At 67.3% G+C, this 23,965-nt stretch carries 23 protein-coding genes and 1 tRNA gene; 4 read left to right on the forward strand and 20 right to left on the reverse strand.

The annotated features are described in order from the left end of the window. Window positions 1-9: 9 nt before the first annotated feature. From BM109_RS23130 to oxlT, 4 genes are all read right to left on the reverse strand, one after another. Entirely contained in the window at window positions 10-1,575 is a 1,566-nt protein-coding gene (locus BM109_RS23130; RefSeq protein ID WP_093347783.1) for a formate dehydrogenase beta subunit, read from the reverse strand. Continuing rightward, the gene (locus BM109_RS23135) at window positions 1,572-2,063 is read right to left on the reverse strand and encodes a formate dehydrogenase subunit gamma (RefSeq protein WP_093347786.1); all 492 of its coding nucleotides are present in this window, start codon (window positions 2,061-2,063) and stop codon (window positions 1,572-1,574) included. The genes BM109_RS23130 and BM109_RS23135 overlap by 4 nt, the downstream gene beginning before the upstream one ends. A 462-nt stretch (window positions 2,064-2,525) precedes the next feature. After that, the gene (locus BM109_RS23140) at window positions 2,526-3,014 is read right to left on the reverse strand and encodes a gamma carbonic anhydrase family protein (protein ID WP_093347789.1); all 489 of its coding nucleotides are present in this window, start codon (window positions 3,012-3,014) and stop codon (window positions 2,526-2,528) included. Between the two features lie 53 nt (window positions 3,015-3,067). Beyond that, entirely contained in the window at window positions 3,068-4,396 is a 1,329-nt protein-coding gene (gene oxlT / locus BM109_RS23145; RefSeq protein WP_093347791.1) for an oxalate/formate MFS antiporter, read from the reverse strand. A gap of 551 nt (window positions 4,397-4,947) precedes the next feature. Here oxlT and BM109_RS41285 point away from each other — a divergent pair. After that, window positions 4,948-5,085: a hypothetical protein gene (locus tag BM109_RS41285; RefSeq protein ID WP_177239439.1), complete on the forward strand. Its 138-nt coding sequence runs from the start codon at window positions 4,948-4,950 to the stop codon at window positions 5,083-5,085. A 64-nt stretch (window positions 5,086-5,149) separates the two neighbouring features. On the opposite strand, the gene BM109_RS23150 is transcribed toward BM109_RS41285, so the two are convergent. From BM109_RS23150 to oxc, 11 genes are all read right to left on the reverse strand, one after another. Further along, window positions 5,150-6,079, reverse strand: coding sequence for a LysR family transcriptional regulator (locus BM109_RS23150; RefSeq protein ID WP_093347794.1), 930 nt, complete (start codon window positions 6,077-6,079; stop codon window positions 5,150-5,152). An 88-nt stretch (window positions 6,080-6,167) separates the two neighbouring features. Continuing rightward, window positions 6,168-7,592: a pyruvate kinase gene (pyk, locus tag BM109_RS23155; protein ID WP_093347797.1), complete on the reverse strand. Its 1,425-nt coding sequence runs from the start codon at window positions 7,590-7,592 to the stop codon at window positions 6,168-6,170. 13 nt (window positions 7,593-7,605) lie between these two features. Beyond that, complete coding sequence (locus tag BM109_RS23160) at window positions 7,606-8,616, reverse strand: 2-dehydropantoate 2-reductase (protein WP_093347800.1); 1,011 nt, start codon at window positions 8,614-8,616, stop codon at window positions 7,606-7,608. A 30-nt stretch (window positions 8,617-8,646) separates the two neighbouring features. Beyond that, a complete protein-coding gene (locus tag BM109_RS23165) occupies window positions 8,647-9,414 on the reverse strand; it encodes a fumarylacetoacetate hydrolase family protein (protein ID WP_093347803.1) in 768 nt (255 codons plus the stop codon). Window positions 9,415-9,475: 61 nt separating this feature from the next. Next, window positions 9,476-10,375, reverse strand: coding sequence for a succinate--CoA ligase subunit alpha (gene sucD / locus BM109_RS23170; RefSeq protein ID WP_093347806.1), 900 nt, complete (start codon window positions 10,373-10,375; stop codon window positions 9,476-9,478). A gap of 338 nt (window positions 10,376-10,713) precedes the next feature. Further along, window positions 10,714-11,892 carry an ADP-forming succinate--CoA ligase subunit beta gene (gene sucC, locus BM109_RS23175; RefSeq protein WP_093347809.1) on the reverse strand — a complete coding sequence of 393 codons (1,179 nt, stop codon included), beginning with the start codon at window positions 11,890-11,892 and terminating at the stop codon, window positions 10,714-10,716. A 35-nt stretch (window positions 11,893-11,927) separates the two neighbouring features. Continuing rightward, a complete protein-coding gene (locus BM109_RS23180; protein WP_057590858.1) occupies window positions 11,928-12,260 on the reverse strand; it encodes an HAD family hydrolase in 333 nt (110 codons plus the stop codon). Window positions 12,261-12,513: 253 nt separating this feature from the next. Continuing rightward, window positions 12,514-13,761, reverse strand: a complete 1,248-nt coding sequence (gene frc, locus BM109_RS23185) for a formyl-CoA transferase (protein ID WP_093347812.1) — start codon at window positions 13,759-13,761, stop codon at window positions 12,514-12,516. Continuing rightward, window positions 13,758-14,201 carry a PAS domain-containing protein gene (locus BM109_RS23190; protein ID WP_057590856.1) on the reverse strand — a complete coding sequence of 148 codons (444 nt, stop codon included), beginning with the start codon at window positions 14,199-14,201 and terminating at the stop codon, window positions 13,758-13,760. The genes frc (BM109_RS23185) and BM109_RS23190 overlap by 4 nt, the downstream gene beginning before the upstream one ends. Before the next feature lie 83 nt (window positions 14,202-14,284). Next, window positions 14,285-15,538, reverse strand: a complete 1,254-nt coding sequence (gene frc, locus BM109_RS23195; RefSeq protein ID WP_057590855.1) for a formyl-CoA transferase — start codon at window positions 15,536-15,538, stop codon at window positions 14,285-14,287. Between the two features lie 25 nt (window positions 15,539-15,563). Further along, a complete protein-coding gene (oxc, locus tag BM109_RS23200; RefSeq protein WP_093347815.1) occupies window positions 15,564-17,402 on the reverse strand; it encodes an oxalyl-CoA decarboxylase in 1,839 nt (612 codons plus the stop codon). A 156-nt stretch (window positions 17,403-17,558) separates the two neighbouring features. Between oxc and BM109_RS23205 the strand changes: the two genes are divergently transcribed. Beyond that, window positions 17,559-18,167, forward strand: coding sequence for a Crp/Fnr family transcriptional regulator (locus BM109_RS23205; protein ID WP_093347817.1), 609 nt, complete (start codon window positions 17,559-17,561; stop codon window positions 18,165-18,167). A 16-nt stretch (window positions 18,168-18,183) separates the two neighbouring features. Here BM109_RS23205 and BM109_RS23210 read toward each other — a convergent pair whose 3' ends face one another. The 4 genes from BM109_RS23210 to BM109_RS23225 form a co-directional block, all read right to left on the reverse strand. Next, a complete protein-coding gene (locus BM109_RS23210; RefSeq protein ID WP_093347820.1) occupies window positions 18,184-19,020 on the reverse strand; it encodes a cytidylate kinase family protein in 837 nt (278 codons plus the stop codon). A 16-nt stretch (window positions 19,021-19,036) separates the two neighbouring features. Continuing rightward, window positions 19,037-20,566 (reverse strand): tripartite tricarboxylate transporter permease, encoded by a 1,530-nt coding sequence (locus BM109_RS23215; protein ID WP_093347823.1) that lies wholly within the window; start codon window positions 20,564-20,566, stop codon window positions 19,037-19,039. Window positions 20,567-20,588: 22 nt separating this feature from the next. After that, complete coding sequence (locus BM109_RS23220) at window positions 20,589-21,113, reverse strand: tripartite tricarboxylate transporter TctB family protein (RefSeq protein ID WP_093347826.1); 525 nt, start codon at window positions 21,111-21,113, stop codon at window positions 20,589-20,591. Between the two features lie 126 nt (window positions 21,114-21,239). Beyond that, entirely contained in the window at window positions 21,240-22,268 is a 1,029-nt protein-coding gene (locus BM109_RS23225; protein ID WP_093347829.1) for a Bug family tripartite tricarboxylate transporter substrate binding protein, read from the reverse strand. A 330-nt stretch (window positions 22,269-22,598) separates the two neighbouring features. Between BM109_RS23225 and BM109_RS23230 the strand changes: the two genes are divergently transcribed. Continuing rightward, window positions 22,599-22,838 carry a hypothetical protein gene (locus BM109_RS23230; protein ID WP_093347832.1) on the forward strand — a complete coding sequence of 80 codons (240 nt, stop codon included), beginning with the start codon at window positions 22,599-22,601 and terminating at the stop codon, window positions 22,836-22,838. A gap of 58 nt (window positions 22,839-22,896) precedes the next feature. Next, a tRNA-Arg gene (locus tag BM109_RS23235) sits at window positions 22,897-22,971 on the forward strand. Between the two features lie 90 nt (window positions 22,972-23,061). Here BM109_RS23235 and BM109_RS23240 read toward each other — a convergent pair. Further along, window positions 23,062-23,928 (reverse strand): LysR substrate-binding domain-containing protein, encoded by an 867-nt coding sequence (locus tag BM109_RS23240; RefSeq protein WP_093347835.1) that lies wholly within the window; start codon window positions 23,926-23,928, stop codon window positions 23,062-23,064. Window positions 23,929-23,965: the final 37 nt, after the last annotated feature.

The following is a 23,965-nucleotide window of genomic DNA, read 5'->3' on the forward strand; positions in this document are numbered from 1 at the left end:
TCTGGGGGCTCAGGCGGCCTTGCGGTCGGGTGCCTCGATGCCGAAGTCCTGCGGGAAGTGGTCGAGCGCGGAGAGCACCGGGAACGGCGTCATGCCGCCCATCGCGCACAGCGAGCCATGGACCATGGTGTTGCACAGGTCGCGCAGCAGGATCACCTGCTGCGGCCGGTTCTGGTTGCCGCGGATCTTGTCGATGACCTCGACGCCGCGCGTCGAGCCGATGCGGCAGGGCGTGCACTTGCCGCACGACTCGAGCGCGCAGAACTCCATCGCGTAGCGCGCCAGCTTCGAGAGGTCGGCCGTGTCGTCGTGCACCACGATGCCGCCGTGGCCCACGGTGCCGCCGACGGCCGCGTAGGCCTCGTAGTCCAGCGGCAGGTCCCACTGCGACTCGGGCAGGTAGGCGCCCAGCGGGCCGCCGACCTGCACCGCCTTGATCGGCCGGCCCGAGGCCGAGCCGCCGCCGTAGTCGTAGAGCAGTTCGCGCAAGGTGACGCCGAAGGCCTTCTCGACCAGCCCGCCGTGCTTGATGTTGCCGGCCAGCTGCATCGGCAAGGTGCCGCGCGAGCGGCCCACACCGTAGTCGCGGTAGAAGGTGGCGCCGCGCGCCAGGATGATCGGCACGCTGGCCAGCGTGATCACGTTGTTGATCAGCGTGGGCTGGCCGAACAGGCCCTCGATGGCCGGCAGCGGCGGCTTGGCGCGCACGATGCCGCGCTTGCCCTCGAGGCTCTCGAGCAATGCCGTCTCCTCGCCGCAGACATAGGAGCCGGCACCCTTGCGCACCGCGAGCCGGAAGCGCTTGCCCGAGCGCAGCACGTTGTCGCCGAGGAAGCCCGCGGCCTCCGCATGGCGGATCGCCTCGTTGAGCGCGGCGATCGCATGCGGGTACTCGGAGCGCACGTAGATGTAGCCCTGCGTCGCGCCGGTGGCGATGCCCGCGATGGTCATGCCCTCGATCAGCACGAAGGGGTCGCCCTCCATCGTCATGCGGTCGGAGAAGGTGCCCGAGTCGCCCTCGTCGGCATTGCAGACGATGTACTTCTGTTCCGACGGCGTGTTGAGCACCGTCTTCCACTTGATACCGGCCGGGAAGGCCGCGCCGCCGCGGCCGCGCAGGCCCGAGTCGAGCACCTGCTGCACGATGTCGGCCGGCGCCATCGCGAGCGCGGCGCGCAGGCCCGCGTAGCCCTCGTGCGCCTGGTAGTCGGTCAGCGACACGGGGTCGGTGATGCCGACGCGCGCGAAGGTCAGGCGCTCCTGCTTCTTGAGGTAGGGGATCTCGTCGGTGGGACCGAGCGACAGCGGATGCGAGCGCGCGCCCGTGCCCAGCCCGGCATCGAACAGCGCCGGCACCTCGTCGACCGTGACCGGGCCGTAGGCCATGCGGCCCGCGGGCGTCTCGACCTCGACCAGCGGCTCGAGCCACAGCATGCCGCGCGAGCCGTTGCGCACCAGCTCGATCGCGAGGCCGCGCGCGGCGGCCTCCTGCGCGATGCGCTGGGCCACGGCGTTGGCGCCGACCGCGAGCGCCGCGGAATCGCGCGGCACGTAGATCTTCACGGCGGCATTCATGCGCAATCTCCCGCCTGTGCGACCAGCGTTTCGAAACGGTGCGGCGTGACGCGCGCATGCGGCTCGTCGTCGAGCGTCATCGCGGGCGAGGAAGCGCACAGGCCGAGGCAGAACGCCGGCTCGAGCGTGAAGGCGCCGTCCTTGGTGGTGCCGTGCACCGCGCAACCCAGGTGCTTCTCGGCATGCGCGAGCAGCGCATCGGCGCCCATGGCCTGGCAGGCCTCGGCGCGGCAGATCTGGATCACGTGCCGGCCCGGCGGCTCGGCGCGGAAGTGGTGGTAGTAGGTGATCACGCCATGCACCTCGGCGCGCGAGAGGTTCTGCGCGTCGGCGATGGTCTGCACCGCATGCGAGGGCACGTAGCCCAGCGTGTCCTGCACCTCGTGCAGGATCGGCAGCAGCGCGCCCTGTTCGTCCGCATGCGCGTCGAGCACGCGGCGCACCTCGGCCAGTTCGTCGGCCGCGGAAAGTCGCGGGGCCTCGCTCATTGGCCGGCCTCCACGCAGGCCGCGGGTGCGGCCAGGTGCGGTGCTGCGTACGCGTTCAGCGCTTCTGTTGTCATGGTCCCGTCCGATCTGGTGCCGTTGCCGGTCCGCCGCTGTCTGCCTGCCGGCGGATCCGTTGTCATCGTGGCGTCAATTCGCGCTCGCCTCCCTGTGCGGGGACCGGAAGCCGCGCGCGGTCATCTGCCTCGGGATTCACTGTCGATGAATCGCGCGCGGATGACCTTGACGCAGGTCAATTTCCATCGAAACAGGGGTGGTGTCAATGCGAGCGAGCCCTGTGAAAAGGACTCTTTCGCTGGGCCGCGGCCGGAATATCCGGGGGCCTCGCAAGGACGCGTGCGAACCGTTCGCAACACCGAGGTATTCCGCGCGCGAATCCGTCGCGGCGCGCGGGAACGGAAGGAGAAGAACGCGGGGCCGTTCGCGCCGGAGGCCCCGTGTGGATCAGCGCGCGGCCAGTTCTCGCGCGCGCTGCACGAGGCGCGCGGCCTCGGCATCGTCGACCTGGCCCGTGACCTTGGCCGGGCGACCCGAGATCAGCGAGCGGTCGGGAAAGACCTTGCCCTCGGTCAGCAGCGCGCCGGTGGCGACGATGCATTCGCGCCCCACCACCGCGCCGTTGAGCGCCACGGTGTCCTCGCCGACCACCGAGCCGTCGCCGATGGTGCAGCCGTGCAGCATCACGTGCCGCTCGACCGTCACGTCGGCACCGATGGTCATCGGGAAGCCCGGGTCGGCATGCAGCATCACGCCGTCCTCGAGGTGGCTGCCCGCGCCCACCGTGATGGGCTCGTTGTCGCCGCGCAGCACGCAGCGCGGCCCGATGCTGCTGCGCGCGCCGAGCACGACCTGACCGATCACGCTCGCCGTGTCCGCCACGCGCGCGCTGGCGTCGATGGACGGTTCATGTTCGTCGAGTCTGTAGAGGGTCACGCCGTTCTCCTGGACAAAGGCGTCGATGGTAGCGGCTCGCGACCCGTCGGCGCTCAGTGCGGGAGTTCGCTGCGTTCGATGTGACGGCGACGCATCGGGCGCAAGACGAACCAGGCCATCAGCGCGGCAACGGCATTGACGCCGCTCGCGACGAAGAACACCGCCTCCCAGCTGCCGGTGCTAGCGGCCAGCACGCTCGACAGCGGCACCAGCAGCGAGGCCGTGCCCTTGGCGGTGTAGAGCATGCCCGCGTTCGAGGCCGCGTACTTGCCGCCGAAGGTGTCGGCGCAGGTCGAGGGGAACAGGCTGTAGATCTCGCCCCAGGCGAAGAACACCATGCCGGTCAGCACCACGAACAGCAGCGGGTTGTGGCCGTACTTGTAGAGCATCAGGATGCCGACCGCCTCGATCGCGAAGGCGATGAACATGGTCTGCTCGCGGCCGATCTTGTCCGACACCCAGCCGAAGAACGGGCGCGTCAGGCCGTTGAGCACGCGGTCGATCGCCAGCGCGAAGGTCAGCGCGGGCAGCACCAGGCCCATGATGTTCACCGGCACGTCGATGATCTTGAAGTCCTTGGCGATCGGCGCGAGCTGCGCGGTCGCCATCAGGCCGCCGGCGGCCACCATCACGAACATCGCGTACATCACCCAGAACACGGGCGAGCGCAGCACCTCGGAGGGCGCGTAGTCGCGCCGCGACTGCTGCACGTTGCGGGTGTTCACGGCCTTCGAATGCTCGGGCGCGCGCGTCAGCATCCATGCGAGCAGGAACACGATCAGCCCCTGCCCGATCCCGAAATACAGGAAGGCGGCCTCGTAGCCGCTGTTCTTGATCATGGCCGAGATCGGGATGATGGTGAGCGCCGAGCCCGCGCCGAAGCCGGCCGCGGTCAGGCCCGCCGCGAGGCCGCGTCGGTCGGGGAACCACTTGAGCGCATTGCCCACGCAGGTGCCATAGACCGCGCCCGCGCCGATGCCGCCGATGGCCGCCGCGATGTAGAGCACCGGCAGCGAGGCCGCGAAGGAGTTGATCACCCAGCCGATGCCGCAGAGCACGCCGCCCACCAGCACCACGGGACGCGGGCCGAAGCGGTCGACGAGGTAGCCCTCGATCGGCACCAGCCAGGTCTCGGTGAGCACGAAGATGGTGAAGGCCACCTGGATCGCGGCGCGGCTCCAGCCGTGCTTCTCCGCGATCGGGTTGACGAACAGGGTCCAGCCGTATTGGAGGTTGGCGATCATCGCCATGCACACGATGCCGATCAGGAGCTGCCCCCATCGGTAACTGTGCGAGCGCTGCGCCGCCGCGGCGCCAGAGTGTCCCGAGGGGGAATAGATCGCGGGGTTCGCACCCGCGATCGTGGTCGTTTGCCGAGTCATTGAATGTCCTTCATCTTTGTGTTTGAGTTGAAGTCCGGCGGATCGCATCGAGGCGCCGCCGGTTTCGTTCCGAGTCACCGGTCCCCGAAGCAGAGATGCGAACAAGTACGGCGTCGCATCACGCAATCGACACGCTTCGGCTGATCCTCCGGTCCCGTCGGCCCCGCTTCGCGACACCGTCGACCCGCAGCCTCCTGCGTGCGGATGACTGTCGGTTGCAGCGACCCAAAAACTCTTGACCCTCGTCAAGTTCCCTCGAAGGGACCCGGCCGCGGACCCCCGTGGATTCCCTAGCATGGTCGTCTTAGCGTGCGATGAGAACGCGCGCGACGGCGCGCGGGTCTCGCGACGCGAGGCGCGGCTTGATGCAAGTCGGTGGCGTCTTCGGCAGGTTCCTCGCGATCGCGTCGATCGCATCGCAGCCCACTCTGGAGTGCTTCGGCGCGCCCTGCTCGCGAAAAGGGCATGTCACTCGTGGTTTGCCCTAATCCAGGGTAAACCCTATAATTCGGAGGTTCGCATTCCCACCCACCCGTATTCGGAGCACATCCATGAACAACACCGCACTGAATTCCGCCGCCCTCAAGGCCCCCTCTTTCGCCTCGAACGGCGTGCTGCGCGATCTGATCGCCGCGCTGCCGATCGTGATCTTCGCCAAGGCCGTGCGCGCCGCGCTGCAACAGCGTTGATGCCCGGAGCCCTCGAGGCTCCCCCCCGAAGAGAGAGCGCCGCGAGCGCTCTTTTTTTTCGCCTTCAGATCGCCGGATCGAAGGGCACGATCTGCGAGATCAGCGCGGTGCCGTCGTTCAGCAGGAAGTCCTTGAAGGCCTGCGCCACCGGCGGCAGCCGCTTGCCGCGGCGGTGCACCACGTACCAGTTGAGCATCAGCGGAAAGCCCTGCACGTCGAGCACCCGCACGCTGCCCGCGCGCAGCTCCTGGCTGATGGTGTGGGCCGACACGAAGCTCACGCCCATGCCCGCGATCACCGCCTGCTTGATGGTCTCGGTGCTGCGGATCTCCATCGCGATGTTGATCTCGGACAGCGCGGCGCCGAAGCCCTCCTCCATCGAATGCCAGGTGTCGGACGCGCGCTCGCGCACCACGAAGGGCTCGCGGATCAGCCGCTTGAGCGGCACGCCCTTCACGCCCACCAGCGGATGCGTGGGCGCCGCGATGATCACGTAGGGGTGCGGCGCGAAGGGCTGGTTCAGCGTGTCGAGGTCGGTGGGCGGCCGCACCATGATCGCGAGGTCGGTGAGGTTCTCGGCGATGTGCGTGAGCAGGCCCTCGCGGTTGTGCACCGTGAAGTTCAGCGTCACGCCGCGGTGCCGGCCCGCGAACTCCACCAAGAGGCGCGGAAAGAAGTAGTCGCCCGCGCTGATCACGCCCACGTTGAGCTTGCCGCCCGAGATGCCCTTGAACTGCAGCATCGCGTTCTCGGCCGCCTCGAACTGCTGGATGATCGCGCGGCTGAGCTGCAGCAGCTCGGTGCCCGCGGCCGTGAGGTAGACCTTCTTGCCGAACTGCTCGAACAGCGTGTTGCCGGCGTGGTCCTCGAGCTTGCGCACCTGGGTCGACACCGCGGGCTGCGTGAGGTGCAGCTCCTCGGCCGCGCGCGAAAAACTCAAGAGCCGCGCCACCGCCTCGAAGACCTTCAACTGGCGCAGGGTCGCGTGCTTCATGGGGATTCCTGGAGAACTGCTTCGTTCGGAAGTCCCATGCTATGGCCGGCGGCGCGCGCGCCGCATGACCGCGGTCAAGTATTCGCGATCAGGAATGGTTTGGAATACGCGCGACGTGCAGCAGGTTGGTGGTGCCCGACTGGCCGAAGGGCAGGCCCGCCACCACCACCACCTTCTGGCCGGGCTGCGCGAAGCCCTCGGCATGCGCGGTGCGGCAGGCGCACTCGATCATCTCGCCCACGTCGTGCACGTCGTCCACCAGCACCGCATGCACGCCCCACACCATGGCCATGCGGCGCGCGGTCGCGATGTCGGGCGTGAGGCTCAGGATCGGCACCGCGGGCCGCTCGCGCGCCGCGCGCAGGCTGGTGAAGCCCGAGGAGGTGTAGGTCACGGTGGCGGCCGGCGCGAGCAGCGCGGCCACCTGGCGCATCGAGGCGCAGACCGCGTCGGCGGTGGTCGACTGCGCGCTCTCATGCGTCGCGTCGATGCCGGTGCGGTACGAGGGATCGGCCTCCACGCGCGCGACGATGCGGTCCATCATCGCCACCGCCTCGAGCGGGTACTTGCCCGAGGCCGACTCGGCCGAGAGCATCACCGCGTCGACGCCGTCGTAGACCGCGGTCGCCACGTCCGACACCTCGGCGCGCGTGGGCACCGGCGCGGCGATCATCGACTCGAGCATCTGCGTGGCCACCACCACCGGCTTGCCGCGCAGCCGGCAGGCGCGCACGATCTGGCGCTGCAACTCGGGCACGCGCTCGGGCGGCAGCTCGACGCCGAGGTCGCCGCGCGCGACCATGATGCCGTCGCAGCGCTCGACGATGGCGTCGAGGTGCTCGATGGCCGCGGGCTTCTCGAGCTTGGCCATGATGGCCGCGCGCGTGCCGATGATCTCGCGCGCCTCGTCGATGTCCTCGGGCCGCTGCACGAACGAGAGCGCCACCCAGTCCACGCCCATCGCGAGGCCGACGTCGAGGTCGTCGCGGTCCTTCGGCGTCAGCGGCGAGATCGGCAGCAGCACGCTGGGCACGTTGACGCCCTTGCGGTCGGAGATGGGGCCGCCCACCAGCACGGTGGTCTCGGCGAAGTCGGCGCCGTGGCGGTCGACGCGCAGCCGCAGCTTGCCGTCGTCGAGCAGCAGCTCGGTGCCTTCCTGCAGCGCCGCGAAGATCTCGGGATGCGGCAGCGGCGCGCGGCGGCCGTTGCCGCTGGTGCGGTCCATGTCGAGCCGGAAGCGCGCGCCCGCCTCGAGCTGCGCGCGGCCGCCCTCGAAGGTGCCCAGCCGCAGCTTCGGCCCCTGCAGGTCGAGCAACACGCCGATGGGCCGGCCGAATTCCTTCTCGAGCCGGCGGATGGTCTCGAGGCGGCGCGCATGGTCGTGCTGCGTGCCGTGGCTGAAGTTGAGGCGGAACACGTCCACGCCACGCTCGAACAGCGCGCGGATCGCGGGCTCGTCGGAAGTGGCGGGACCGAGCGTGGCCACGATCTTGGCGCTGCGAAGGCGTCGCATGGTGTCAGTGTCCTCAGGCGAGTTCGCGCAGCCGGACCTGGCCGCGCTGTTCTTCCATGGTTCGCGCGAGCAGCTTCACGAGCGAATACACGGTGTCGATGTGGGGGGTCGAGGTCTCGGTGAGCCGCGCGAGCTCGACCACCGCGCCGACCAGCGCGTCGATCTCGGGCGCGCGGCCGGCCTCCACGTCCTGCAGCATCGAGGTCTTGTGCTTGCCGACCTTCTCGGCGCCGGCGATGCGCTTCTCGAGCGTCACGCGGAACTCGATGCCGAGCTTGTGCGCCACGGCCTGCGCCTCGCGCATCATCGCGGCCGCGAGTTCGCGCGAGGGCGGATACTGGCAGATGTCGACCAGGGTCGAGTGCGAGAGGCTGCTGATCGGGTTGAAGGTCAGGTTGCCCCAGAGCTTGAGCCAGATCTCGGAACGGATGTTGTCGAGCACCGGCGCCTTGAAGCCCGCGTTGGCGAAGCAGGCCGCGATGCGCTCGACGCGCTCGGTGGTCGTGCCGTCGAGTTCGCCGACCGGGAAGCGGTCGCCCTCGATGTGCTTGATGACGCCGGGCGCGATCAGCTCGGAGGCCGGATACACCACGCAGCCGATCACGCGCCGCGAAGGGATCTTGGTGTTGAGCACGCCCTGCGGGTCGACGCTGCGCACGGTGGTGCCCTCGAGCACGCCGCCGTGCTTCTGGAAGTACCAGTAGGGAATGCCGTTCTGCATGGTCACGACCGCGGTCTCGGGCCCGAAGAGCTTGGCCACGTCGTCGGCCACGGCCTCGACCTGGTGCGCCTTCATCGCGAGGATCACGAGGTCCTGCGGCCCCGCCTCGTCGTAGCGGTCGGTGGCCCGCACGTTGCGCGCCACCTGCTCCTCGCCCTCGGCCGACACCAGCTTGATGCCGTTGGCGCCGATGGCCTGGAGGTTGGCGCCGCGCACGATGAAGGTCACGTCCTCCCCGGCCAGCGCGAGTTTGGCGCCCACCAGGCCGCCGATGGCCCCCGCGCCGATGATTGCTATCTTCATGTCGATCCCCAAGAGTTGAAATTCTTCGCGTCAGCCGAAGCGGTTGGAGAGGCGGCCAATGCCGTCGATCTCCACCTCGACCAGGCTGCCGGGCTTCATCGAGCCCACGCCCACGGACGTGCCGCACAGGATCACGTCGCCGGGATGCAGGCTCATGTCCTGCGAGATGAGGCTGACCAGGCGCTGCACGGAAAACCGCATGTCGCTGATCGGATAGTTCTGCCGCTCCTCGCCGTTGAGCACGGTGCGCACCACCAGCGTGGCGGGATCGAGGCCGGTGGCGATGGCCGGGCCCATGGGGCAGAAGGTGTCGAAGCCCTTGGCGCGCACCCACTGGGCGAACGAGGCATCGCGGTTGAGGATGTCGGCCACGGTGACGTCGTTGGCGCAGGTGTAGCCGAACACGTGATCGAGCGCGCGCTCCTCGGAGACGGCGGTGGCGGTCTTGCCGATGACGATGCCGAGCTCGCCCTCAAACACCACCTTGCCGTCGCACAGCGGCTTGCGGATCGGCGCCTCGTGCGCCGAGAAGGAGTTCGGTGCCTTCAACAGGTAGAGCGGCTCTTCGGGCACGGCGAGCTTGAGCTTCTCGCCGAGGGCGTGGAAGTTGTTCCACAGCGCGATGACCTTGGTCGGCTCGCTCGGCGACAAGAGGCGCAGGCCGGCCAGCGCGAACACGCGGCCGGTGGGCTCGGGCGTGCCGTACATGTCGCCGCGATACTCGCGCACGGCATCGTCCTCCAGGGTGCCGAAGGCGGCTTCTCCGGCGTGTTCGAAACGGACCCAACGTTGTGGCATGTTGTGCTTTCTTTTGATGCTGTGAATGTGGGTGGGTCGACAGGCGCTGCGGGTGCGGGGCCTAGTCGAACGGCAGGTAGTCGGGAACGACCAGCGAGGCCAGCAGCTTCCCCATCTCGGCCGGGTTGTCGGTCACGTGGATGCCGCAGGCCTTCATGACGGCGAGCTTCTCCTGCGCCGTGCCCTTGCCGCCGGAAATGATGGCGCCCGCATGGCCCATGCGCTTGCCGGGCGGCGCGCTGGCGCCGGCGATGAAGCCGACCACGGGCTTGCGCATGTGGGCGTGGATCCAGCGCGCGCACTCTTCCTCGGCATCGCCGCCGATCTCGCCGACCATGATGACGGCGTCGGTGCGCGGGTCGTCGTTGAACATCTTCAGCACATCGATGTGCCGCAGCCCGCCGACCGGATCGCCGCCGATGCCGACCACGGTCGACTGGCCGATGCCGAAGCGCCCGAGCTGGCTCGCGGCCTCGTAGGTCAGGGTGCCCGAGCGCGAGACCACGCCGATGCGGCCGCGCTGGTGGATGTGGCCCGGCATGATGCCGATCTTGATCTCGTCGGGCACGATGAGGCCAGGGCAGTTGGGCCCGAGCAGCAGGGTCTTGCGCCCTTCCATGCGGCGGCGGGTGCGGATCATGTCGCGCACGGGAATGCCCTCGGTGATGCAGATCACGAGGTCGAGCTCGGCATCCACCGCTTCATCGATGGCGGCGGCGGCGAAGGCCGGGGGCACATAGATGACCGAGACGGTGGCGCCTGTGCGGGCCTTGGCTTCCTTGACCGTGCCGTAGATGGGAATGCCGGCCATGGCCTGCCCGGCCTTCATGGGATTGACGCCGGCGACGAAGCAGTGGCGCCCGTGGCCATACTCGAGGCAGGCCTGGGTGTGGAACTGGCCGGTCTTGCCGGTGATGCCCTGCGTGATGACGCGGGTGTGGCGGTTGATGAGGATCGACATCTTTTTCCTTTACCGCTCTGTGAGGTCCGCTCTTGTTTTGTTGGAGCTGCTGTTCGGGGCGCGTGCACAGGACAGCGGGTACTTCCCTCCGCGAATGTCCCCCGCCTTCGGCTCCTCCTTTATTTCGCTGCGGGAAGCACCCACTGCCCTGTGCACGGAGGCGCTCGGGTCGTGCCGGCCGATCAACTGCTGCGCGTCTGGCGCGCGTCGGCGGGGTACTCCCCGCAGCGAAATAAAGGAGGAGGCCGAAGGCCGGGGGACATTCGCGGAGGGGAGTACCCCGTCGGCGCGTGCCCGCAACGAACGACAAAAAGCTCGCCCCAAAAAACAGCGCCAGTTCATCGCTGCCCCTTAGGAACCCGAGCCACGACAACCGCCTGCCGAGCCGCCTCGCCGATATCCTCGGCACCGATGATCTGAAGCTCCGACTGCGCGAGGATGGTTCGCCCCAGGTCCTCGTTCGTGCCCTTCATGCGCACCACCAGCGGCACCGAGAGGGCCGTCTCGCGTGCCGCGGCGACGATGCCGTGGGCGATCACGTCGCAGCGCATGATGCCGCCGAAGATGTTGACCAGCACCGCCTTCAGGCGTGGGTTGCGCAGCATCAGCTGGAAGGCCGCGGTGACCTTCTCCACGCTCGCGCCACCACCCACGTCGAGGAAGTTGGCCGGCGATCCGCCATAGAGCTTGATCGCATCCATCGTCGCCATCGCGAGGCCCGCGCCATTGACCAGGCAGCCGATGTCGCCGTCGAGCGAGATGTACGACAGGTCGAACTTCGAGGCTTCGATCTCCGTCGGATCCTCCTCGTCGAGGTCGCGCATCGCGGCGATCTCGGGCTGGCGGAACAGCGCGTTCGGATCGAAGCTGAGCTTGGCGTCGAGCGCCATCAACCGACCGTCGCGCGTGCGCACCAGCGGGTTGATCTCGGCCAGTGAAGCGTCGCTCGCATCGAAGGCCTGGTAGAGCTTCTGCATGAACTCGCGCGCCTGCACCACGTCGCGGCCCGCGAGGCCGATCGAGCGTGCGAGCGCATCGGCCTCGGTCGCCTTGATCCCCGTCTCGGGGTCGATGAACAGCGTGTGGATCTTCTCGGGCGAACGCGCGGCCACTTCCTCGATGTCCATCCCGCCTTCGCTCGAAGCCATCAGCGCCACGCGCCGCGCACCGCGGTCGACCACCATCCCGAGGTAGAACTCCTGGTCGATCTCCACCCCCTCCTCGACCAGCAGCTGCCGCACCACCCGGCCCTCGGGTCCCGTCTGGTGCGTGCGCAGCGTCATGCCGAGCAGCGCCTGCGCATGGCGGCGCACCTCCGCGCCCGACCAGGCCAGCTTCACCCCGCCGCCCTTGCCGCGTCCGCCCGCATGGATCTGCGCCTTCACCACCCACGAACGCCCGCCGAGCCGGGCGGCGGCATCGGCCGCCTCGTCGCTCGTGCGGCAGACGAAACCGCGCGGCGTCGCCACGCCATGGCGGCGCAGCACTTCCTTGCCCTGGTATTCGTGGATGTTCATCGAATCAGCCGTTGTTTGATCTATTCAATTGCAATTCAGGCGCCGAGTTCGGCACCGCGGCATTCGGCCCAATTGAAATGGCGCTTGGAAAGCGGCGCGGAACCTTCGCCTTCGCGGCGCTTGTAGGCTTCCTTCTTCTGTTCGATCGCATCGGCCAGGAATGCCGCGTCGTAGGCGCGCAGCAGATGCGGATGATTCGCCTCGAGATAATGGCCAATGCGCTTTTCGGGTTCCTGCGCCGTGCCCATCAGGTCGCAATAAGTTTGACGGTCCCAGTGCCAGCGCAGTCCCAGTTCGTAGAAGGCGGCGTTGTAGGCATTGCGTTCGGTTTCATCGAGCCAGTATTGAACGGGCGTGAGGTTCTGCATGGTCTGCTCCTTTCGAATGACTGCCGTGCGGTGAATTGGATGACTTGCCGGCATGTTCAAACTGTAGAAGTGCAGAACGATAAATAACAGTCAAACTATTTTATTGAGAGCATTCATTTGGAGTTATGCATGACTCCAATTCAATTCAAGAAAAGAAGACGAACGAATCCCTTCGCCGCCGGCCATGCCATTGGCGAATCAATTGCGGATTCGTTCGAATTGGCGCGGAATTACCGCGCCGCGTTCTTCGTCGTCAGATCACGCGTTCGGCGCGCAGCGCCGCGACGTCTTCCAGGCCGTAGCCCAGCTGCATCAGCACTTCCTCGGTGTGCTCGCCCAGGAGCGGCGAGCGCTTCACCTCGGTGGGGCTGTCCGACAGCTTGATCGGATTGCCCACCGTCAGGTACTTGCCGCGCGTGGGATGGTCGACCTCGACGATGGTCCCGGTCTCGCGCAGCGATTCGTCGGCGGCGATCTCCTTCATCGAGAGGATCGGCCCGCACGGAATGTCGTACTGGTTCAGGATCTCCATGGCCTCGAACTTGTCCTTGGTCATGGTCCATTGCTCGATGCGCGCGAAGATCGGCTTCAGGTGCAGCAGGCGCGCGGCCGGCGTGGCATAGGCCTCGTCGGTGATCCAGCCTTCCTCGCCGATCACCTTGCACACCGCCGGCCACACGGCCGCCTGCGTGATGAAGTAGATGTAGGCGTTGGGGTCGGTCTCCCAGCCCTTGCACTTGAGGATCGAGCCGGGCTGGCCGCCGCCCGAGGCATTGCCCGCGCGCGGCACCGCGTCGCCGAACTTGCCGTCGGGGTACTGCGGGTATTCGTGCATGGTGCCCGTGCGTTCCAGCCGCTGCTGGTCGCGCATCTTCACGCGGCACAGGTTGAGCACCGCGTCCTGCATCGGCGCCAGCACCTTCTGGCCGCGGCCGGTGCTGTTGCGCTGGAACAGCGCCGCCAGGATGCCGAGCGCGAGGTGCAGGCCGGTGCCGCTGTCGCCGATCTGGGCGCCGGTCACCATCGGCGGACCATCCTCGAAGCCGGTGGTCGACGCCGCGCCGCCGGCGCACTGCGCCACGTTCTCGTAGACCTTGCAGTCGGCGTACTTGCCGGGGCCGAAGCCCTTGACCGAGGCCACGATCATGCGCGGGTTGAGCTTCTGGATGTGTTCCCAGGTGATGCCCATGCGGTCGAGCGCGCCGGGCGCGAAGTTCTCGACCAGCACGTCGCAGGTCTTGATCAGCTCGTCGAGCACCTGGCGCCCCTTGGGGTTCTTGGTGTCGAGCGTGATCGAGCGCTTGTTGTGGTTCAGCATCGTGAAGTAGAGGCTGTCCACACCGGGGATGTCGCGCAGCTGGCCGCGCGTGGCATCGCCTTCGCCGGCGCGCTCGACCTTGATGACGTCGGCGCCGAACCAGGCCAGCAGCTGCGTGCAGGTGGGGCCGGATTGCACGTGGGTGAAATCGAGGATGCGGACACCCTCCAGCGCTTGACTCATCGACTGTCTCCTTCTTTGATCGTGGTTTCCGCTTCTAGCAGACGAGCGCGCAGTTTGCGCTCTTCCGCGAATCGGGCTGTCTCGTCGCGGACGATGGCGACGATGCCCGAGACCTGGCGTTGTGGCGAAAACAGCATCGACACCGTGAAGGCGATCGACAAGGTGCGGCCGTCCTTGTGCAGGGCCGGCACGCGCAGCAGATCGGCACCGTACTTGGTGATGCCGGTGTCCATGGTCTTGTGGTAGCCGTCCCAGTGGCGCTGCCGCTGGCGCTCGGGAATGATGAGGTCGAGCGAGCGACCCAGCGCCTCGGCCTCGGTGAAGCCGAAGATGCGTTCGGCCGCGGGGTTCCACAGCACGATGGCCCCGGCCGCATCGCACACCATGATGGCATCGCCCGCCCCTTCGACGAGCTGCCTGAAATCCACTGAAGCTTGCATGCTGGCCTCCCGCCTCGACGCATCCGAAATACCGCGCCCCCCGGCGCTTCGTGGACTGGAAAAGCCCCGGGGGAACGCCTGGGTCAGACTGCCTTCGCTTCGTGCAGCGCGGCGATCTGCTGTTGGCTGTAGCCGAGTTCGGCCAGCACGTCGTCGGTGTGTTCGCCCAGCAGCGGCGAACCGGTGATCTCGGGCTTGAGGTCCGAGAACTTGATCGGGCTGCCCACGGTGAAGTAGGTGCCGCGCTCCTTGTGCGGCACTTCCACGATCGAGCCGCTCTTGCGCAGCGATTCGTCGTTGAGCAGTTCCTTCATCGTCAGCACCGGCGCGCAGGGGATGTCGAACTTGCGCAGGATGTCGACCGCCTCGAACTTGGTCTTGTCGGCCAGCCAGCCCTCGATGGTCGCGAAGATGTCGGTGATGTGCGGCTGGCGCGCCTTGGCGGTCATGTAGTCGGGATCGGTCTTCCACTCGGGCTTGCCGATGGCGTCGCAGATCGGTGCCCAGGCATGGCCCTGCACGGTGAAGTAGATGTAGGCGTTCGGGTCGGTCTCCCAGCCCTTGCACTTGAGCACCCAGCCCGGCTGGCCGCCGCCGCCGGCATTGCCGCCGCGCGGCACCACGTCGCTGAAGGTGCCGTGCGGGTACTGCGGGTATTCCTCGAGGTAGCCCAGGCGATCGAGGCGCTGCTGGTCGCGCATCTTCACGCGGCACAGGTTGAGCACGGCGTCCTGCATCGAGCAGGCCACGCGCTGGCCCTTGCCGGTCTGCTCGCGGCCGATGATGGCCGTGAGGATACCGATCGCCAAGTGCATGCCGGTGTTGCTGTCGCCCAGCGCCGCGGCGCTCACGGTCGGCGGGCCGTCCCAGAAGCCGGTGGTGGAGGCGGCGCCGCCCGCGCACTGCGCAACGTTCTCGTAGACCTTCAGGTCGTCGTAGTGGTGGCCGTCGCTGAAGCCCTTGACCGAGGCGACGATCATCTTCGGGTTCAGTTCCTGGATGCGTTCCCAGCTGAAGCCCATGCGGTCGAGCGCACCGGGGCCGAAGTTCTCGACCAGCACGTCCGATTCCTTGATCAGCTTCTCGAGCACCACCTTGCCCTCGGGCTGCTTGGTGTCCAGCGTCAGCGAACGCTTGTTGCTGTTGAGCATGGTGAAGTACAGCGCGTCCACGTCGGGGATGTCGCGCAGCTGCGAACGCGTGACGTCGCCGGCGCCGGGGCGCTCGACCTTGATCACGTCGGCGCCGAACCAGGCCAGCAGCTGGGTGCAGGCCGGACCGGCTTGCACGTGCGTGAAGTCGATGATCTTGATGCCGTTGAGAGGTTTGTTGCTCATGTCGAATCTCCTGGAATGAAAGGAATCACTTCTTCTTCGCCGTGGCCGGGTTGAGACTGGTGATGCGGCCGCTCTCGGTGCCCGCGGTCTCGTCGATGACGGCATTGATCAGGGTCGGGCGGCCCGTGGCGACGGCCTCGGTCAGGGCCGCCTGCAGCTCGTCGGCGGTGGTCGCATGCACGCCCACGCCGCCGAAGGCTTCCATCAGCTTGTCGTAGCGCGCGTTCTTCACGAACACGGTGGGCGCCACGTCGGGCGTGCCGCTGGGGTTCACGTCGGTGCCGCGGTAGACACCGTTGTTGTTGAACACGATCACGCAGATCGGCAGGTTGTAGCGGCAGATGGTCTCGACCTCCATGCCGCTGAAGCCGAAGGCGCTGTCGCCCTCGATCGCGATCACCGGCTTGCCCGTGACCACGGCCGCGGCCACCGCGAAGCCCATGCCGATGCCCATGATCCCCCAGGTGCCCACGTCGAGGCGCTTGCGCGGCTCGTACATGTCGACGATGCTGCGCGCGAAGTCCAGCGTGTTGGCGCCTTCGTTGACGACGATCGCATCGGGCCGGGCCTTGACCTGGTCGCGGATCACGCTGAGCGCGCTCTGGAAGTTCATCGGCGAGGGACGCGCGGCGAGCGTGGCGGCCATCTTCGACAGGTTCTTGTCCTTGCGCTCGGCGATCGCGCCGGTCCACTCGGTCGGCGGCTTGGCCCACTTGGCGTCGATGCCCGCGAGCAGCGCGGCCACGCAGGAGCCGATGTCGCCGATCACCGGCGCGGCGATCGCCACGTTGCTGTCGATCTCGGTCGGCGCGATGTCGATCTGGATGAACTGCTTGGCGCCCTTCTCCTGCGCCCAGGTCTTGCCCTTGCCGTGCGAGAGCAGCCAGTTCAGGCGCGCGCCCACCAGCAGCACCACGTCGGCTTCCTGCAGCACGTAGGAGCGCGCGGCGGCGGCCGATTGCGCATGCGTGTCGGGCAAGAGGCCCTTGGCCATCGACATCGGCAGGTAGGGGATGCCGGTCTTCTCGACCAGCGCGCGGATGTCGGCATCGGCCTGGGCGTAGGCGGCGCCCTTGCCCAGCAGGATCAGCGGGCGCTTCGCGCCCTTGAGCAGGTCGAGCGCGCGCTGCACGGCGTCGGCGGCCGGGATCTGGCGCGGCGCGGGGTCGATGACCTTGATCAGCGAGTTCTTGCCCTTGATGGCGTCCATCGTCTGCGCGAACAGCTTGGCCGGCAGGTCGAGGTACACGCCGCCGGGGCGGCCCGAGACGGCCGAGCGGATGGCGCGCGCGATACCCACGCCGATGTCCTCGGCGTGCAGCACGCGGAACGCGGCCTTGCACAGCGGCTTGGCGATCGCCAGCTGGTCCATCTCCTCGTAGTCGCCCTGCTGCAGGTCGACGATCTCGCGCTCGCTGGAGCCGCTGATCAGGATCATCGGGAAGCAGTTGGTGGTGGCGTTGGCCAGCGCGGTCAGGCCGTTGAGGAAGCCGGGCGCCGACACCGTGAGGCAGATGCCGGGCTTCTGCGTGAGGAAGCCGGCGGCAGCGGCGGCATTGCCGGCGTGCTGCTCGTGGCGGAACGAGATCACGCGCATGCCCTCGGCCTGCGCCATGCGGGTCAGGTCGGTGATCGGGATGCCCGGCAGCGCGAAGATGGTGTCGATGTCGTTCAGCTTCAGCGCATCGATCACCAGGTGGAAACCATCGGTGGTTTCCGCTTCCGGCGCTTCCTGCGTCATCTGCTGGAGGGCGCGCGCGACGAGTTGCTGATCGTCGGCGGCGCCGTTGGCTGGCCGACTCTTGGGCTTGATCGCCTCATCGAGCGTCGTGGCCGCCTCTTTGGCTGTGCTAACTGAAGACATGTCTCTCCTTCTGCTGGGGTGAATGGCCGAGGCCCGAGCCGCGACTATGATTCGGGCCATCCTTTCGGCCGTTGACCTCGGTCAACTTTCCCGAAAACGGCGCCGACCCCCGATGAAGCGGCGCCGCAGGCGACGAAATCGAGCAAGACGGTGACCATGACGTTGTTGGAAAACCACCCGGAGAAGAACATCATTCGCGCCCAGCTCCGGCAGAACATCCTGCTCAAGGACCTGAACGAGGGCGAGCGCGCCGAGCTCGAGGCTCACCTGGTGATCGTCGACGGCAACAAGGGCGATTTCCTGCTGCACCAGGGGGTGCGGGAGATGGAGCAGTACTTCATCCTCGACGGCATCCTCAAGCGGGTGGTGAGCAACCCGGAGGGCAAGGAGATGATCCTGCGCTTCGCCGACGAGAACGACATGGAGACCAGCTACGCGGCCATGCGCCTGGGCACGCCCACGCCCTACGGCATCGTCTGCGTCACCAAGGCCCGCGTGGCGAGCCTGCCGCTGAAGGAATGGACCGCCTTCCTGGCGAGCCATCCCCAGACCAAGGAACTGTTCGAGTTCCTCGTGATGCGCGGCATGAGCGAGATCATGGCGCACACCATCACGCTGCACCTGCTGGACGCGCCGGGCCGGGTGCACCGTTTCCTGCGCAAGCACCCCGAGCTCGTGGACCGCATCCCGAGCAAGGAGCTCGCGTCCTACCTCAATCTCTCCGCAGAAACCCTGAGTCGGCTGCGCAAGCGCGGGAAGATCTGAGGCCGCCCAAGACCCCCTAGGTCTGTTTCGCTGACGCGAAGCGCCGGGTCGTCGCCATCAGCCGCAGCTGGTTGTCCACCGCGCCCACGCCTTCCACCGCGGCCGTGACGGCCTCGGTCTGCGCGCGCTCGTCCGCGTCGAGCACGATGCCGCGCAAGCTCACGCGGCCGTGGTCGGCCTCCACCGTGACGCGGATGTCGGCCGTGGCCGCTGCGTCCTTGAGCGCCGCCTTCACGCGTGCCGCCAGCGCCATGTTGGCCAGCAGCGCGCGCGAGCGCGCGGTCTCGGCGAACTCGGGCCGCGCCGCCAGCGCACGGATCTGCGCCACGCAACTGTCGACCGTGAGCCGGTCGGTGTTGAGCACCAGGTCGTAGAGCACCGGGTCGCCCCAGCTCACGCCGAACTGCGCATGCATGCGCGCCGCATGCGCCTCGTCGCTGCGCCGGATCTCGGCCTCGGCGAACTCGGCGTCGTCGGTCTCCAGGTGCGTCATCAGCCAGTCGATGCGCTTCTTCAGCGAGCGCGTGATGCGCACGCACACCACGTGCGGCACCGGCCGCAGCAGGCAGGTGGCGCCCCAGCCGCGCAGCACCACGTTGCCGCGGTCGGCCAGCGCGAACAGCTCCTCGGCCGTGTAGAGCGCGAGGCTGCGCCGGTCGGTCGTGAGCCGCTCGACGAAACCGGCCTTGCCGCCGCGCAGGCGGCCGATCAGGCTGGTCGAGACCTGCATGCGGTCGGCGACGCGCTCGATGACCTCGTGGCGCATCGATTCCAGCCCCATCTCCTCGGCGAGCTGAACCGACACGTCCTTGGCGAGCGATCCCATTTCCTGGGTCAGTGCGATGACGGGCATGGCGTGACCTCCGGGTTCAATCGACCGGCCGCTCGACGGCGAACTCGTCGGGCTTCTTCGGCTTGAAGAGCGCCAGCAGCTTGGAGATCAGCGGCCAGAACAGCAGCGTGAGCGCCAGGGTGGTGATGCCGCCGACCAGCGGGTTCGAGAACATGATCATCACGTCGCCCTGCGACACCAGCATGGCCTGGCGGAACGAGTCCTCGGCCTTGTCGCCGAGCACCAGCGCCAGCACCAGCGGCGCGAGCGGGAAGTCGAGCTTCTTGAACAGGTAGCCGATGACGCCGAAGCCCAGCATGAACCAGATGTCGAGCATCGCGTTGTGCACGGTGTAGGCACCGATGGCGCAGATCACGATGATCACCGGCGCGATGATCGAGAACGGGATGCGCAGGATCGAGGCGAACAGCGGCACCGTGCTCAGCACCACGATCAGGCCGACGATGTTGCCCAGGTACATGCTGGCGATCAGGCCCCAGACGAAGTCCTTCTGCTCGACGAACAGCAGCGGCCCGGGCTGCAGGCCCCAGATCAGCAGGCCGCCCAGCAGCACCGCCGCGGTCGGCGAGCCCGGGATGCCGAGCGCCAGCATCGGCAGCAGCGCGCTGGTGCCGGCCGCGTGCGCCGCGGTCTCGGGCGCGACCACGCCCTCGGCCTCGCCGGTGCCGAACTTCGAGCCGCGCTTGGACATCTTCTTGGCCAGGCCGTAGGCCATGAACGAGGCCGGCGTGGCGCCGCCCGGGGTGATGCCCATCCAGATGCCGATCAGCGAGCTGCGCAGCGAGGTCATCCAGTACTGCGGCAGCTGCTTCCAGGTCTGCAGCACCACCTTCGGATCGATCTTCGCGCTCTTGCCCGAGAACTTCAGCCCTTCTTCCATCGACAGCAGGATCTCGCCGATGCCGAACAGGCCGATCACCGCGATCAGGAAGTCGAAGCCGCGCATCAGCTCGGGCTGGCCGAAGGTCAGGCGCAGCTGGCCCGTGACCGTGTCCATGCCCACGCTGGCGAGCGCGAAGCCCAGCGCCATCGAGGCCAGGATCTTGAACGGCGAGCCCTTGCCCATGCCAACGAAGCTGCAGAAGGTCAGCAGGTAGACCGCGAAGAATTCGGGCGAGCCGAACTTCAGCGCGAACTTGGCGACCAGCGGCGCGAGGAAGGTGATCATCACCACCGCGAGGAAGGCGCCCACGAACGACGAAGTGAAGGCCGTGGTGAGCGCCGCGCCCGCGCGGCCCTGCTGCGCCATCGGGTAGCCGTCGAAGGTGGTGGCCACCGACCAGGGCTCACCCGGGATGTTGAACAGCACCGAGGTGATGGCGCCGCCGAACAGCGCCCCCCAGTAGATGCACGACAGCATGATGATCGCCGAGGTCGGCGACATCGTGAACGTGAGCGGCAGCAGGATCGCGACGCCGTTGGCGCCGCCCAGTCCGGGCAGCACGCCGATCAGCACGCCCAGGATGATCCCGACGAACATCAGGCCGATGTTGGTCGGTGTCAGGATCACCGAAAAGCCCTGCATCAGGGCACCGATTTCTTCCATTTCGCTTGTGCTCCGTGAGGTGTCAGTAGCCGAGGAACGAGAGCGGATCCAGGGCGCCCTTGAACAGCGGCACCTTGAACCAGACCTCGAACATGAAGAAGAACAGCGTGTTCACGGCCAGCGCCGCGATCGCGGCCTTGACCCAGGAGTACTTGCCCAGGATCACCATGAACAGCGCGATGTAGACCGCCGAGGCCACATACAGGCCGAGCAGCGCGATGCCCAGCACGTAGACCACCGCCGGCAGCAGCACCGAGAGCACGCGCTTGAGCTGCTCGCGGTCGACGAAGACCTCGGTGTTGCGGTTCTTGCCCAGCAGCGACTGGTAGAGGATGCCGATGCCCGAGATCGTGATGATCAGGCCGATGAAGAACGGGAAGTAGCCCGCGCCCGGGCCGTCGCTGGTCCAGCCCGCGCCGAGCCGGCGGCTTTCGAAGATCACCACCAGGCCGATCGCCAGCAGCAGCAGTGCCACCACCGCCTCGACCTTGTTCGTGGCCACGCCCGTGCGCGCGGCCGGGTCGGATACGTTGTCGTCGTGCTCCATGGAGCCCCCATCGTGTTGTTGTCGAGAGAGAAAACCGGGCGCGACGCCACGCGCCCGCGCGGGCGCATGCTCACGTCGTCCGATGCATCGCGGCGGCGCGCCCGGCCGCCGGAGCCTTCTTGCCTGTTACTTGCTGGCGGCCAGGAAGCCGGCTTCGGTCATCAGCGTCTTGTGCGTGATTTCCGCGCTGGCGAGCCACTTCTCGAAATCGGGGCCGGTCATGAAGGTCGGGTTGAAGGCGCCCTTCTCCATGTATTCCTTCCACTCGGGCGTGGCGATCACCTTGGTCAGCAGGTCCTTGTAGAAGGCCAGCTGTTCGGGCTTGACGCCCGGTGCCATGAAGATGCCGCGCAGCATCGTGTACTTGGCCGGCACGCCCGCTTCCTTGCAGGTGGGCACGTCGTTCCACGACTGCGTGTCGGTGACCTTGGCCTTGAACGGCATGCGCTCGTCGTCGAACACGCACAACGCGCGCAGCTTGCCCGCGCGCCACTGCGCCACCGCCTCGATCGGGTTGTTCACGGTGGAGTTCACGTGGCCGCCCACCAGCTGCACCGCGACCTCGCCGCCGCCCTTGAAGGGCACGTAGATGAACTTGGTGCCCGTGGCCTTCTCGAGCGCGACCGTGATGATCTGGTCTTCCTGCTTCGAGCCGGTGCCGGCCATCTTGAACTTGTTCGGGCCCGCCGCCTTCACCGCGGCCACGTACTCGCCCGCGGTCTTGTACGGCTGCTCGGCGTTGGTCCACAGCACGAACTGGTCGAGCGCCAGCATCGCCACCGGCGTCATGTCCTTCCAGTTGAAGGGCACGCCCGTGGCCATCGGCGTGGTGAAGAGGTTCGACAGCGAGATGATGATCTTGTGCGGATCGCCCTTGGCTTCCTTCACCGAGAGAAAGCCTTCGGCACCCGCGCCGCCCGACTTGTTGACGACGATCAGCGGCTCCTTCATCAGCTTGTACTTGATGACGATGCCTTGCAGCAACCGGCCCATCTGGTCGGCGCCGCCGCCGGTGCCGGCGGGGATCACGAACTCGACGGGCTTGGCGGGTTCCCAGGCCCATGCGGGGGTGGCGGCTGCCATCACCGCGGCGGCGGCGGTGGCGACCAGGACTCGTGCGCGACACGCGCCGAGGCGCGGAATGAAATGCTTCATCTGTTGTCTCCTGCTGTAGAGGGTGCGCTCTTTTTTTTCGTGAGTCTGAGCCGGATCCGAACAGCGCAGATGGTGCGCGTGCGCGAAACGCGCCGGCTTGATCGCGGTCAATTTTTTGAAGATTCCGTATCGGGGTAAGCCCACCCCGCGATCGGTCGCGGCGATGCGCGCGCGGGCCCTGCGCAACGCATCGCGGACCGCTCGCGCGATGCGTTCGGCGCGCTGGCGAGAGGCGCTTTCGCAGGCCCGACCCCGCCTCCTCAGGGGATTCGGGTTAACCCTATAAAATCGACGCCCCCGTCCACTTTCCATGCCCAGGAGCTTCCCGCCATGCCCAGCCTCGACCGATCGTCCGCCCCCGCGAAGCTGCTGCGTCGCGCCACGGTCGTCCTCAAGAGGCTGGCCTTCGAGGCCGACATGCTGCTGGGCACCCTGCTGAGCCCCAACAAGGTCATCGCCGAGGTCGAGCAGATGCGCGCCCTGCAACGCCGCGCCGACCGCATCGAGGCCACCGACCCGGCCCGCGCCGCCGCCCTGCGCTGGCACGCCTCGCGCGTCGGGCTGCGCTGAGCGCGGGCGCGCTGTCGCAGGAAAGACCGGACGAACTGGTAAAGTCCAGCCGCCCACCGTCTTCGTAGTTCAATGGATAGAACGGGGTCCTCCTAAGACTCAGATACAGGTTCGATTCCTGTCGAAGGCACCAATGACACGGTTCCGTGTCTCCAGCGCCCGAAGCCGCGTCGCGGAACAAGCGATTCCGCGGAACTGGGCAGGTCGGCGGTTCGGCCCCTGCTCAGGGCGTGGTCGCTTCGAACAACGCGCCAATGAGCGCGCGATCCCGGCGCACCGACAGGCAGCACAGCGAATAGCTGATCGACAGCTCCTCGTCCTCGATCGCGATGGCGCACAGTCCCTGCAGGGGGATGAACTCCACCTGCGCGACGAAACCGATTCCCATGCCGCAGGCAACGGCGTGCAGGATGGCTTCACGGCTGTTGATCTCCATGACGCAGTTCAGGCGCACGTTCCTTTGCCGGCACGCGCGCTCGACACGCTGTCGCGTCTTCGACCCGGCCTCCCGAAGGATGACCGCTTCGCCTTCGATATCCCGCGTCACGATCGACGTGCGATGCGTCCAGGGGTGGTCGACGGGAACCACCGCGACGATTCGCTCGCTACGAAATGCTGCGCTGTGCAAGCCCTCGGTGGGCGGCGGCTCCACCAGCAGGCCGACGTCGATGTCGAAATCGTGCAAACCGCGCAAGGTCGATTCTTCCGATCCGATGGAGACCGTCACCTCGAGCGACGGATGGGTGCTCTTGAACCGTCGGACCAGTTCCAGCGCGATGGGAGGAGAGACCGTTCCGATGCGGATCGATCCGGCTCCGAGCTTCTGTGCATTCTGCAAAAAAGTGATCGCTTCTTCTTCCTGGCCGAACAGGCCCTGGGTGATGCCATAGAGCCGCTCGCCCGTCGGGGTCAACCTCACGGTACGACTTCCGCGCAGGAAGAGTTCGACATTGAAGCGAATCTCCAGTGCCTTGACCTGATCGGTCACCGTGGGCTGGCCGATGCGCAGGTAATGCGCCGCCGCGGTGAAGCCGCCTGTCCTGGCGACAGCATGAAAGCATCGGATCCACTTGTAATACTGGTGAAACATGGGACGAGGCATCAAGGCTCGATGACAGCGAGCCGCG

The sequence above is a fragment of the Variovorax sp. PDC80 genome, assembly GCF_900115375.1.
In the GTDB taxonomy this organism is placed as follows: domain Bacteria; phylum Pseudomonadota; class Gammaproteobacteria; order Burkholderiales; family Burkholderiaceae_C; genus Variovorax.